This window comes from Micrococcus sp. ACRRV (genome assembly GCF_022346985.1).
Taxonomy (GTDB): domain Bacteria; phylum Actinomycetota; class Actinomycetes; order Actinomycetales; family Micrococcaceae; genus Micrococcus; species Micrococcus porci.
In genome coordinates this window covers 1-11,742 of sequence record NZ_JAKRNH010000073.1, presented here as the reverse complement: position 1 = coordinate 11,742, position 11,742 = coordinate 1, and the positions used below count along the sequence as shown (strand labels likewise).

At 75.5% G+C, this 11,742-nt stretch carries 10 protein-coding genes and 1 riboswitch; of the genes, 8 read left to right on the top strand and 2 right to left on the bottom strand.

Features of this window, described 5'->3' with window-relative positions; all coding sequences use genetic code 11:
* The first annotated feature begins 100 nt into the window (after positions 1-100).
* Positions 101-1,204, top strand: a complete 1,104-nt coding sequence (locus MHY29_RS08525) for an agmatine deiminase family protein (RefSeq protein WP_239240150.1) — start codon at positions 101-103, stop codon at positions 1,202-1,204.
* Here the strand turns inward: MHY29_RS08525 and MHY29_RS08520 are convergent.
* Positions 1,110-2,540 carry an AI-2E family transporter gene (locus tag MHY29_RS08520; RefSeq protein WP_224356379.1) on the bottom strand — a complete coding sequence of 477 codons (1,431 nt, stop codon included), beginning with the start codon at positions 2,538-2,540 and terminating at the stop codon, positions 1,110-1,112. The genes MHY29_RS08525 and MHY29_RS08520 overlap by 95 nt on opposite strands.
* A 46-nt stretch (positions 2,541-2,586) precedes the next feature.
* A riboswitch (TPP riboswitch) is annotated at positions 2,587-2,690 on the top strand.
* A 69-nt stretch (positions 2,691-2,759) separates the two neighbouring features.
* On the opposite strand from MHY29_RS08520, the gene MHY29_RS08515 reads away from it, so the two are divergent.
* The 6 genes from MHY29_RS08515 (at position 2,760) to MHY29_RS08490 (ending at position 9,964) form a co-directional block, all read left to right on the top strand.
* Positions 2,760-3,899 (top strand): thiamine ABC transporter substrate binding subunit, encoded by a 1,140-nt coding sequence (locus MHY29_RS08515; RefSeq protein WP_239240147.1) that lies wholly within the window; start codon positions 2,760-2,762, stop codon positions 3,897-3,899.
* Complete coding sequence (locus MHY29_RS08510) at positions 3,899-5,641, top strand: iron ABC transporter permease (protein ID WP_239240144.1); 1,743 nt, start codon at positions 3,899-3,901, stop codon at positions 5,639-5,641. Before MHY29_RS08515 ends, MHY29_RS08510 begins: the two co-directional genes overlap by 1 nt.
* On the top strand, positions 5,641-6,351 hold the full coding sequence (locus MHY29_RS08505) for an ABC transporter ATP-binding protein (RefSeq protein ID WP_239240141.1): 711 nt from the start codon (positions 5,641-5,643) through the stop codon (positions 6,349-6,351). Before MHY29_RS08510 ends, MHY29_RS08505 begins: the two co-directional genes overlap by 1 nt.
* A 9-nt stretch (positions 6,352-6,360) precedes the next feature.
* Positions 6,361-6,867, top strand: a complete 507-nt coding sequence (locus MHY29_RS08500) for a TetR family transcriptional regulator (protein ID WP_239240123.1) — start codon at positions 6,361-6,363, stop codon at positions 6,865-6,867.
* 409 nt (positions 6,868-7,276) lie between these two features.
* Positions 7,277-8,356: a ribonuclease H family protein gene (locus tag MHY29_RS12505; protein WP_239240120.1), complete on the top strand. Its 1,080-nt coding sequence runs from the start codon at positions 7,277-7,279 to the stop codon at positions 8,354-8,356.
* An 81-nt stretch (positions 8,357-8,437) separates the two neighbouring features.
* Positions 8,438-9,964, top strand: a complete 1,527-nt coding sequence (locus MHY29_RS08490; RefSeq protein WP_239240117.1) for a sodium:alanine symporter family protein — start codon at positions 8,438-8,440, stop codon at positions 9,962-9,964.
* 77 nt (positions 9,965-10,041) lie between these two features.
* On the opposite strand, the gene MHY29_RS08485 is transcribed toward MHY29_RS08490, so the two are convergent.
* Positions 10,042-10,308, bottom strand: a complete 267-nt coding sequence (locus tag MHY29_RS08485) for a hypothetical protein (RefSeq protein ID WP_224356372.1) — start codon at positions 10,306-10,308, stop codon at positions 10,042-10,044.
* 237 nt (positions 10,309-10,545) lie between these two features.
* Here MHY29_RS08485 and MHY29_RS08480 point away from each other — a divergent pair, with 237 nt between their 5' ends.
* Positions 10,546-11,694 (top strand): acetyl-CoA C-acetyltransferase, encoded by a 1,149-nt coding sequence (locus MHY29_RS08480; RefSeq protein WP_239240114.1) that lies wholly within the window; start codon positions 10,546-10,548, stop codon positions 11,692-11,694.
* The last annotated feature ends 48 nt before the right edge of the window (positions 11,695-11,742 follow it).

Below are 11,742 nucleotides of genomic sequence, written 5' to 3'. Positions count from 1 at the left end.
CGGCCGGGGGTGATCGGGCTCACGTTCGACCCGGTAGGCTCCGGCCCATGCTCCATCTGCTGCCCCGCACCGCCCTCGTCGTCGCCCGTGCCCGCCGCCCATGAGCACGCCCGCCGTCCCGGAGCCGCCGCGCGCTCCCGCGCCGTGGGAGGTGCCGGAGCGCCTATGGCTCGCGCTGCCGGCCGTCCACCCGGTGCCGGGGCTGCTCGCCGAGGCGCGGGACGCCGTCGCCGGGCTGGCCGAGACCCTCGGCGCGCACGCGCCCGTGGCCGTGCTCACGGACCCCGACGACGCCGACGCCGCCCGCCTTCTGCCCGGGGTGGCCGAGCGGGTGCCCGTCCGCGGGGCGAGCCCCCTGCCGGGGCGCGAGGGGCCCACGTTCGTGCACGCCGCCGGGACCCGCGGGTCCGTGGAGGCCGTCCACTGGCGCCTCCCCTCCGACGCCGCGGGGACGGCCGGGCGCGCCGCCGCGACCGCCGACGCCGTGGCCCGCGCCGCCGGGCTGCCCCTGCGGACGCCGCTGTTCAGCGCCCCCGCCGGGACCTGGGCCGCGGACGGGGACGGCACCGCCGTCGTCTCCGCGGCGCTGCTGGACCCCGCCGTGAACGAGGGGTGGACGCGGGCCCAGGCCGAGGACGCGCTGGCCGGACTGCTCGGGGCGGAGAGGGTGCTGTGGCTCCCGCCCGTCGCGGGGCACGCCGCCGGGCCGTGGGACGGGGGCGGCGCCGCGCAGCCCCACCCGCACCCGTGGCTGCGGTTCGTCGCGCCCGGCGAGGTGGCCGTGCACTGGCAGCCGGGTCGGCTGCACCCGGACCACGCCGCGTCCGCGGCGGCGCTCCACGCGCTCACCGGCGCCCGTGACGCCCGGGGGCGGGCGCTCTCGGTCCGCACGGTGCGCGCGCTGCCGCCGGGACCCGACGCGGACCTCGACGCCCGCGGACCGCTCTCCGCCCTGGACCTGCTGCCCCTGGCCCCGGGGGTGGTGCTGCGGCCGGCGCACGCCGACCCGGAGGCGGACGCGGCGACCGCCGAGGCGGCGGCCGCGCTGTTCCCCGGGGCGGAGCAGGTGCCCTTCCCGGGGCCGCCGCTGCTGCGGCTGCTGGGGACGCTCAGCGACCTGGTGCTGCCCCAGCCTCCGGGGGCGCGGACCCGTCGGCCGTCGCCGGCTCCGGCTCACCCGGAAGGTCCACGCGCGGCGCCCTGAGGGTGGAGGGCGGCGGGCCCTCGAGGCGGGCCTCCTGCGCGGCAGCGCGCACCCGCCGGCGATCCTGCGCCGGGGCGGCGTCCTCCGCGGTGCGTTCCGGCGCCACGTCGTCGTCGCCCTGGACGTCCGCGGCCGTCGCGTGGCTCGCGGTGGACCCGCCGTGGCGGATCAGCTCCCGGGGCAGCCGGAGCCGCTCCAGCATGGAGGACTGCCGCCGCTCCATGCCCTTGAGGTCCGAGGCGATCAGGGAGTTCACCCAGCGGGAGTTGGGGTCGGCGTCGATCAGGACGGCCTTGACCAGGAGCGTGCACGGCAGCGCGAGGATGGCGCCGAGCGGGCCGAGGACCCACGCCCAGAACAGCAGGGAGAGGAAGCTGACGGTGGGGATCACGCCGACGGCGTCACCGGCCACCTTGGGCTGGATGATGGACTGCAGGACGAAGTTCAGCACCGAGTAGCTGACCACCACCCACAGGAACGCGGGCCAGCCGCCGGCCGCCAGGCCGAGGATGGCCGGCGGGACCAGGCCGATGATGAACCCGACATTCGGGATGTAGTTGGTCAGGAAGCTCAGCACGCCCCAGACGAGGGCGAGCGGCACGCCGATGATCACGAGCGCGACCATGTCCAGCACCGCGACGATCAGCCCGAACACGGTGGTGACGATCCAGTAGCGCCGCACGCCGTCGGCGAAGTCGATCAGCGCCTGACCCAGCTCGTGCCGGGCGGTGCTGAGCAGGCGCACGCGCCGCTCCACGGCCATCGAGTCCATGGCCAGGAAGAACATGCCCATGATCACGGTGATCAGCAGGCCCAGCACGGCGTAGAGGTTGCTGGCGATTGTGGTGAGCGCGCTGACGGCGGCGCCCGTGACCGCGGACATGTCCACCGACGCCAGCTGCTGGTTCACCATGTCCGGGGTGACGCCGTGGTCCGAGAGCCACTGCGAGGCGTCGTGCATGATCTGCTGGAACTGCCCCGCGTACTTGGGCAGCTCCGTCAGCAGCTCCATGCCGGACCAGGCGATCATCCCGAGGAACGCGGCGATCACGGCGCAGACCACCACCACGGTGGTGGCGGCCCCGAGCACGGGGTGCAGGCCCCGGCGGATCAGCCACGCCTGCAGCGGGTAGGCCACGATCACCAGGTTCAGGCCGAGGAACACGGGCGCGGCGATGGAGGCGATGCCCTGGAAGAACTGGACCAGGACCACGAGGCCGGCCAGGGTCAGGACGATCACGAGCATGCGCGGCCACATGCGATGGGGGCGGCGGTTGTCCCACTCGGTGGCCGGGGTGGAGGTGCCGGTGACGGCGGGCGGTGCGGATGCGCTCACGGGGCCGAGTGTACGGCGGGGGCGGACCCGCTATGCTCGGGCTCACACACATCGACAGGGGAGCGCGTCCACGCGCTGAGAGTGCGGTCCGCCGCAGACCCTCGAACCTGCCCGGGTCATGCCGGCGAAGGAAGTCGAGTCCACCTCCCGGGCGGCTCGCCGATGCGGCCCCCGCCGCCCGGCCGGGCCGGCCGGCCCCTCCGCCCCGCTGGAGGAACCATGTCCGTGCACCGCACCGCCACCACCCGCCGCGGCGTCCTCGCCGCCGCCTGCCTCTCCGCGCTCGCGCTGACGGGCTGCTCCGTCTCCGCGCCCTCGACCGGGTCGTCGTCGTCCGCGGCGTCCTCCTCGGCGGCGCCGTCGTCCGCCTCGGGCTCGTCCTCGACCTCCGCCTCGGGGACCGCCGCCGCCGGCTCGAAGGGGACCGTCACGATCATGACGCACGACTCCTTCGCCCTGCCGAAGGAGCTGATCGCGCAGTTCGAGGCCGAGTCCGGCTACAGGCTGGTGACCACCGCGCCGGGCGACGCGGGCGCCGTCGTCAGCCAGGTCCTGCTGTCCAAGGACGCCCCCGTGGCGGACGGCGTGTACGGCGTGGAGAACCACTCCGCGCACCGCCTCGTGGACCAGGGGGCCGTCCAGGACGTCGCCCCCGCGGACCTGCCGGCCTCCGCGGAGGACCTCGTGGTGGACGGGAAGATGATCCCGGTCGACCAGGGCCAGGTCTGCTTCAACACGGACCCCGCGTGGTTCACGGAGCACGGGGTGGCCGAGCCGACCTCGATCGACCAGCTCCGCGACCCGGAGTACGCGAAGCTCACCGCGGTGACCTCGCCCGTCACCTCCTCCCCGGGCCTGGCCCTCCTGGCCGCCACCACGGAGAAGTACGGCGACGACGGCTGGCAGGGCTGGTGGGAGGACCTGCTGAAGGGCGGGGCCAAGGTGGACTCCACCTGGTCCGACGCCTACAGCACGGACTTCTCCGGCGGCGAGGGCAAGGGGGAGTTCCCGGTGGTGCTCTCCTACTCCTCCTCCCCCGCCTTCGCCCCGCAGACCGCCGTCATCGAGGACTCCTGCACCCCGCAGGTGGAGTACGCGGGCGTGCTGACCGGTGCCGAGAACCCCGAGGGCGCCAAGGCCTTCGTGGAGTTCCTGCTCTCGAAGGACGTGCAGGCCGCGATCCCCGAGAACATGTACATGTACCCGGTGGACGACACCGTGGAGCTGCCCGCCGAGTGGGCGGCGAACGGCCCGCTGGTCGAGGACCCGATCACCCCCGACCCCGCCGAGATCGACACCGAGCGGGAGAGCCTGCTCAAGGAGTGGACGGCCCTGTCCGAGTCGGCGGGCTCCCGCTGATGCCGACCCCGGCTCCCGCACGCGGGCGGCGGCGCGCGACGCCGCGTCCGCCGCGGGGCCGACGCGCCGCCGGGGACGGCCTCGCTCCGCTGTGGCTGCTGAGCGCGGCCGTCCCGGTCTTGTTCCTGCTGGTCCTCTTCGCCTGGCCCGTGGCCGCCATGCTGTGGCGGGGCGTGGCCTCGGTGGACGCCGCCGGCGACCCGACCGGCGGCCTGGACCTGTCCGCCTTCGCGCAGACCCTGGGCGCGTCCCGCACCTGGCGGATCCTGGGGAACACCCTGGGCCTGGCGGCCGCGGGCACGGCGGCCTCGGTGGCGCTGGGCGTGCCCACGGCGTTCGCGCTGCACCGCCGCGCGTTCCCCGGCCGCGGCCTCGCCCGGGCGGTGGTGACGGTGCCGTTCGTGCTCCCCACCGTGGTGGTCGGCGCCGCGTTCCGCGCGCTGCTTGCCGCCGACGGCCCCCTCGGGTGGACGGGCCTGGACCAGACGAGCACCGCCGTCGTGATGGCGATGGTGTTCTTCAACGTGTCCGTGGTGGTGCGGCAGGTGGGCGGCCTGTGGGCCGCCCTGGACCCGCGGCAGGCCGAGGCGGCGCGCACCCTGGGCGCGTCCCCGTGGCGGGCGTTCCGCACGGTGACCCTGCCCCAGCTGGCCCCGGCCGTGGCGGGCGCCGCTGCCCTGGTGTTCCTGTTCTGCGCGTCCGCGTTCGGGATCGTGCAGACGCTCGGCCGGCCCGGGCCGGGCACCCTGGAGACCGAGATCTGGGCGCAGACCACCGTGTACCTGGACCTGCGCACCGCCGCCGTGCTCTCCACGGTGCAGCTGGCGGTCGTGCTGGCGGCCATCCTCGCCTCGGGCGCCGCCGCCGCGCGGGCCCGCCGCGCCCTCCGCCTCGGGGAGGCCCCTGCGCGCCCGCTCACCCGGGCCGACGCCGTCCCGGCGGCCGTGACCCTGGCCGTCCTGGCGCTCGTGGTCGCCCCGATCCTGGCCCTGCTGGCCGGCTCCCTGCACTCGGCCGAGGGCTGGGGGCTGCGGAACTACCGGCTGCTGGCCACCAGCCCCGGCACGGGCTTCGCGGGCGGGGTGACCCCGGCGCAGGCCCTCGAGCAGTCCCTGCGCACCGCCGTGGACGCCACCGTGGTGACGCTCGTCGTGGCCGTGCCGCTGGCCCTGGTGCTCACCCGCCCGGTGCGCTCCCGGGCGGGGCGCGCGGCCCAGCGGGCCCTGGACGGGGCGCTGCTGCTGCCGCTGGGGGTGTCCGCGGTGACGGTGGGCTTCGGGTTCATCGTCTCGCTGCGCGCCGCGGCCCCCGACCTGGCGGCGTCGGGTGCGCTCGTGCCCCTGGCGCAGTCCGTGATCGCCGTCCCCCTGGCGGTGCGCGCGCTGGTGCCGGTGCTCGGGGCCGTGGACCCGCGGCTGCGCGAGGCCGCGCGCACGCTCGGTGCCGGGCCGTGGCGCGTGCTCGCCACCGTGGACGGCCCGTTCCTGGCCCGCGGCGTGGGGGTGGCGGCGGGCTTCGCGTTCGCCGTGTCCCTCGGCGAGTTCGGGGCCACGAGCTTCCTCGCCGCCGCGGACCGTCCCACCCTGCCCGTGCTGATCGCCCGGCTGATCGGCCGCCCCGGCGCGGACAACCACGGCATGGCGCTGGCGGCCGCCGTGGTGCTCGCCGTGCTCAGCGCCGGCGCCCTCCTCGCCTGCGAACGCCTGCGCCCCCGCGGCGCCGCCCCCTCCGGAGGTCTCTGATGCCCGCCCGCATGCACCACCACGATGCCGCGCCCGCCCTCCGGCTGCGGGGGCTGGCCGTCGCCTACCCGGACGGGTCCGTGCCGGTGACCCGGGCGGACCTGGACCTCGCCCCCGGGGAGATCGTGGCCCTCCTGGGGCCCTCGGGCTCGGGGAAGTCCACGGTGCTGCGCGGGATCGCCGGCCTGGAGGACGTCCCCGCGGGCACCGTGGAGCTCGCCGGCCGGGACGTCACCGCGGTGCCCACGCACCGGCGCGGCGTGGGCATGGTCTTCCAGGACGGGCAGCTGTTCCCCCACCGCACGGTGGCCCGCAACGTGGCCTACGGGGTGGAGGCCGCCGGCTGGGACCGCTCCCGCCGGGACGCCCGCGTGGCGGAGCTCCTGGAGCTCGTGGACCTCGCCGCGCTGGCCGACCGGCCCGTGCAGACCCTCTCCGGCGGGCAGGCTCAGCGGGTCGCCCTGGCGCGCTCGCTGGCTCCGTCCCCGGCGGTGCTGCTGCTGGACGAGCCGCTCTCCGCCCTCGACGCGGACCTGCGCACCCGCCTGGCCGCGGACATCCGGACGGTGCTGCGCGCGGAGGGGGTGAGCGCCGTCGTCGTGACGCACGACGCCGCCGAGGCCGCCGTCATGGCGGACCGGACCGTGCGCATGGGGGCCGACGGCGTGCTGCACGGCGCCGCGGCGGACGGGGCGCTGACCGCCGGGTAGCGTGACCGCATGAGCACCTCCTCCGCCCGCGGCCGCCTGAGCGCGGAGGACGTGGTGGACGCCGCCGTGGGGATCCTGCAGGACTTCGGCATGGGGGACCTGTCCATGCGGCGGGTGGCCTCCGTGCTGGGGGTGCAGGCCTCCGCCCTGTACTGGCACGTCCCGGACAAGCAGACGCTGCTGGCGCGGGTGGCGGACCGGATCGTCGCGGACGTGGAGCGGGCCTGCGCCGCCCGCCGGGTGGAGGACCTCGCCGGCCGGGCGGAGGAGGCGGAGGCCGTGCTGCTGCGCCACCGCGACGGCGCGGACGTGGTCCTCTCCGCGCTCGCGCTGGGCCTCGGCGGGCTGGGCCTGCACCGGCTCCTCGTCGACGCCGCCCACACGCCCGAGGAGGGCGAGCGGGCGTTGGCCGCCCTGCTGGGCACCGCCGCCTTGCGCCAGCAGCGGAATCAGGCCGCCGCGCTGGGCCTCCGCCTGGGCCCGGACGTCCAGGCACGGCGCACCGGAGCGCTCTGAGGAGGACGCCGGTGCGGCCCATCGCGCGGGCGACCAGGTCTGCCCTGAGCCGGGGGCGCTCACTATCGTGGTCGGGACGTGGACGGCGCGGGCACCGCCCTGGGCGGGCCCTCGTCGCCAGCCAGCCCGCCGCCCCGGTCCCGGCGAACCACTGCCGGAGCGGCCCCGCCAAACCCGCCGGCAGCCTCATGGACAACAGCAGCACTCATCCTCGAGAGGGGCAGGTGAGGTCCCTCCACTTCGACACCGACGCCTCCTCCCCGGATGCGTTGCTGGACCCGATGTGGGCCTTCACGGGACCCCGCGCCTCCCGCGCCGGCGCGCCCGCACCGGACGGGGCCGACGTCCTGGCCCGTCGTGTCCGGCCGGCGCACCCCGGACCGGTGCCGGCCGGCAGGACGGGGTGCGCGTGGTCGCCCGCCCGCTGGCCATGCTCCCCGGCGTCGACCACGGGCGGGCGTTGCGGCTGGACCTGCACCCGGTGCGGGACGGGATCGTGTTCGTCTCCCGGCACCTGGAGCTGCGGGAGCTCGGCGACGACGTCAAGGGCCTGGTGCTGACGGGCGTGGTCCCGGCGGCGCGGCTGGGGTACTTCTGGGACACCGTGGCCGGGGACCTGCCCGAGGGGCGGCCCGTGATCGTGCGGCTGCGCTCCAACGACGACGCCGAGCTGCTGACCCTGCTGCGGGCGATCGCCCCGCCCTGGCTGCGGGTGGTGTCCTACCGGCTGGACGAGTCGCCCGTGGGCTCGCAGCGCTCCAGCTACCTGCTCCCGGACGTGGACGGCGAGGCGGTGGCCGCCAGCGGAGCGGAGCGGGTGCCCCTGGAGACCCTGCGGGAGGCACACCAGGCCAGTGCGGAGGTGGAACGGGCCTCCCGGGTGTTCCTGGCGCGGCGGCGCGTGGACCGGTTCGTGCGCCGCTCCGTGCCGGACCTGATGCACAGCCTGTCCTACACGGACCCGGCGGAGGTGCGGCACGTCTACGTGGACGGGTCCGTGCTGCGCGGCACGCGCACCGGCGGCGCCGCGGCCGTCACCCGCTCCGGCCCGTGGGCCGCCCACGCGCTCCCGGGCGCGACCATCCCCCTCGAGGCCGAGCTCGAGGCCCTCACCCTGGGCCATCTGATGGCGGCGTGGTCCGGCACCCCCGATGAGCGGGTGCTCATCCACTCGGACTCGCGGGCCGCCCTCGCCCTGCTCCGGGAGGCGCACCGCGAACGCCTGACCCTCGGCGACGCCCGTGGCGAGCGGATCCGTCGCGCCCTGCGGCGCCTGTTGGCCGCCGTGGACCTGGCCGGGTCTGCCGGGGTGGAGGTGTCCACCCTCTGGGTGAAGGGCCACGCCGGCACGCACGGGAACGAGCTGGCCGACGACCTGGCCCGCTCGGCCGCCCGGAACACCGCCGCCGGGGTGTCGGCGGACGAGATGCGCCGCCGCATGCGGCACGTGGTGCAGCTCTGGGACGCCACCACGCACCCCCCGGCCTAGGGGCGGGGCGCCGTCGAGCCGCACCCGCCCGACGCGTCGACCAGGGCGGGTCCCGGGGTGCCATGACGTAGCGTGGCCACCATGGGAGCCCTCGCCGACGCGATCAGCGCGTTCAACTCGAAGTACTGGTATCTGGTCATGGCCCTGCTGGCGTTCGCCGGCGTGTGGTTCACCGTCCGCACCGTGGGCGTGCAGGTCCGCATGCTCCCGGAGATGATCCGCTCCGTGGCGGCCAAGAGCCCGGAGGGCGGCGCGGACGACGGCGTCTCCCCCTTCCGCGCGTTCACGATCTCCGCGGCCTCCCGCGTGGGCACGGGCAACGTGGCCGGCGTGGCCATCGCGATCGTGCTCGGCGGCCCCGGCGCCGTGTTCTGGATGTGGGTGATGGCGATCCTCGGCGGCGCCACCGCGTTCGTGGAGTCCACGCTGGCGCAGCTGTACAAGCGGAAGGACAGAGACGGCTTCTTCGGCGGGCCGGCGTACTACATCCGGGACGGCCTGGGCCTGAAGTGGCTGGCGGCCCTGTTCGCCGTGGCCATCACGGTGACCTACGGGTTCGTGTTCAACGCGGTGCAGTCCAACTCGATCTCCGAGTCCGTGCAGGCCAACTGGGGCGCCTCCACCACCACCGCGTGGATCGTGGGCGTCGCGCTGGCCGTGATCACGGCCCTGGTCATCTTCGGCGGCGTCCAGCGCCTCTCCTCCGTGACCAACGTGATCGTCCCGGTCATGGCCGTGGCCTACGTCCTGCTGGCCGTGGTGGTCATGGTCATCAACATCACGGAGATCCCCGCGATGTTCGCGCTGATCGTGCGCCACGCGCTCGGGTTCGAGCAGGTGGCGGGCGCCGCCGTCGGCATGGCGATGGTGATGCAGGGCGTGCGCCGCGGCATGTTCTCCAACGAGGCCGGCATGGGCTCCGCCCCGAACGCGGCCGCCGCGGCCGCCGTGTCCCACCCGGCCAAGCAGGGCTTCGTGCAGTCCCTGGGCGTGTACTTCGACACCCTGCTGGTCTGCTCCGCGACCGCGTTCATCATCCTGCTCTCCAACCCCGAGTACGGGAACACGGACGCCCTCGGCATGGTGGTCACGCAGAATGCGCTCCAGCAGGCCGTGGGCGCCTGGGCGGGCCCGTTCCTCACCGTGGTGATCTTCTTCCTCGCCTGGTCCTCCGTGCTCGGCAACACCTACTACGGCGAGGCCAACATCCGCTACCTGGCCGGGGAGCGCGCCCCGCAGTGGATCACGGCGTTCCGCGTGCTGGTGCTGCTGTGCGTCGTCGGCGGCGCCCTCGGCACCGTGTCCCTGGTGTGGAACCTCGCGGACACCTTCGCCGCGCTCATGGCGACGATCAACCTGGTGGCGATCATCCCGCTCGGCGGGCTGGCCGTGAAGCTGCTCCAGGACTACGAGCGCAAGCTCAAGGCCGGCGAGGACCCGCACTTCCGCCTCGCCGACCTGCCCGAGGCGAAGAACGTCCCGCTGTGGGGCGATGAGGACGCCGAGCTCATGCGCACGGAGCAGGGCCATGGCGCCGGCGCCCGCGAGGAGCTGCACCACTCGGACCGGCCCGGCCGCGGGCACGGCGGCGGGTCGCACTCCGCCTGAGCGTCCCGGGACGACGACGGGGCGGGCACCGGTGATCCGGTGCCCGCCCCGTCGTGTGCTCAGGGCGCGTGGTGCGCTCAGCCGATGGAGGAGATGCGGCCGATCACGAACAGCAGGACTCCGATGACGACCAGCGCGATGAGCAGGCCGAGCAGGATCCTGCCCATGCCGCCCTCGCCGGACTTGTCGGCCTCCATGCCGGGGTTGGTCGGACCGACGCCCAGGCCCTCTGCGGGCGGGGTGTCCCCGGCGACGGCGTGGCCGGAGTTCTCGTCCGTGGCGCGGGCGAGGTGGTCGGAGCGGTGGGCGTCGGCGGGCTGGTCGGGGTGATGCGGGGTGGCCATGGCGGTGTCCTCTCGGGTCTGGGCCTGTCGGCCCCGGGTGCCTGCCGCCCACGCTATCGGCGCAGCTCCCTCCCGCCCCAGGGCGGGGGTGCCGCCGCCGTACCGGCTCTCAACGCCGTGCCCCCTCCCGACCCCGGCGAGGCCCGCGCGTCCATCTGCCGGACCGGCCCTTGCCCCGGGCCCCCGCCCTCCCTAACGTGTCTCGGGTCACACTCGAAGCGGAGCAAGGAGCGGCCCATGGGCGAGGCCTACATCATCGACGCGGTGCGGACCCCGGTGGGGCGCCGCGGCAAGGGGCTCGCCGGGGTCCACCCGCTGGACCTCGCGGCGGCACCGATCCGGGAGCTGGTGGGCCGGCAGGACGTCGACTCGGCCGAGTACGACGAGGTCATCCTCGGCTGCATCGACCAGCTCGGCCCGCAGGCCATGGACGTGGCGCGCAACGCCTGGCTGGCCGCGGGGCTCTCGGAGGACGTGCCGGGCTCGACGATCGAGCGCCAGTGCGGCTCGGGCCAGCAGGCGATCCACTACGCGGCGCAGGCCGTCATGAGCGGGACGGCGGACCTCGTCGTCGCCGGCGGCGTGCAGTCCATGAGCGCCATCCCGCTCTCCCGGTCCAACACGGCCGCCCGCGAGCTCGGCTTCCCCGACCCGTTCACCGGCTCCGAGTCCTGGGCCGCCCGCTACGGGGACGAGGAGATCTCTCAGTTCCGCGGGGCCGAGATGATGGCCCGGCACTGGAACCTGGACCGTGACGCCCTGGAGGAGTTCGCGGTGCGCTCCCACGAGCGTGCGCTCGCCGCCCAGGCCGACGGTCGCTTCGACCGCGAGATCCTGCCTCTCGCCGGCCTCACCGCGGACGAGGGGCCGCGCACCCCGGACGCCGCGAAGATCGCCTCGCTCGATCCGATCGTCCCCGGCGGGCTGCACACGGCGGCGTCGGCGTCGCAGATGTCCGACGGCGCGGCCGCCCTCCTGCTCGCCTCCGAGGAGGCGGTGCGTCGTCACGGCCTCACCCCGCGCGCCCGCATCCACCACCTCTCCGCGCGCGGCGCGGACCCCGTCATGATGCTCTCCGCCCCGATCCCGGCCACCGCCTTCGCACTGCGGCGCATGGGGCTGGGCATCGACGACATGGACCTGGTGGAGATCAACGAGGCGTTCGCCGCCGTCGTGCTGGCCTGGCTGACCGAGACCGGCGCGGACCCCGCGAAGGTCAACGTCAACGGCGGGGCGATCGCCCTGGGCCACCCCATCGGCGCCACGGGTGCCCGCCTGATGACGTCCCTGCTGCACGAGCTCGAGCGCACGGGCGGCCGCTACGGCCTGCAGACCATGTGCGAGGGCGGCGGCCAGGCCAACGTCACCGTGATCGAACGTCTCTGACCCATCCCCCGGAGGTTCCCATGCCAGACCAGATCACCCACCCCACCG

Coding starts and splice junctions, on each gene's coding strand:
- MHY29_RS08500 (WP_239240123.1), top strand. CDS start 6,361: ATGAGCACCTCCTCCGCCCGCGGCCGCCTGAGCGCGGAGGACGTGGTG.
- MHY29_RS08510 (WP_239240144.1), top strand. CDS start 3,899: ATGCCGACCCCGGCTCCCGCACGCGGGCGGCGGCGCGCGACGCCGCGT.
- MHY29_RS08505 (WP_239240141.1), top strand. CDS start 5,641: ATGCCCGCCCGCATGCACCACCACGATGCCGCGCCCGCCCTCCGGCTG.
- MHY29_RS08485 (WP_224356372.1), bottom strand. CDS start 10,308: ATGGCCACCCCGCATCACCCCGACCAGCCCGCCGACGCCCACCGCTCC.
- MHY29_RS08515 (WP_239240147.1), top strand. CDS start 2,760: ATGTCCGTGCACCGCACCGCCACCACCCGCCGCGGCGTCCTCGCCGCC.
- MHY29_RS08525 (WP_239240150.1), top strand. CDS start 101: ATGAGCACGCCCGCCGTCCCGGAGCCGCCGCGCGCTCCCGCGCCGTGG.
- MHY29_RS08490 (WP_239240117.1), top strand. CDS start 8,438: ATGGGAGCCCTCGCCGACGCGATCAGCGCGTTCAACTCGAAGTACTGG.
- MHY29_RS08480 (WP_239240114.1), top strand. CDS start 10,546: ATGGGCGAGGCCTACATCATCGACGCGGTGCGGACCCCGGTGGGGCGC.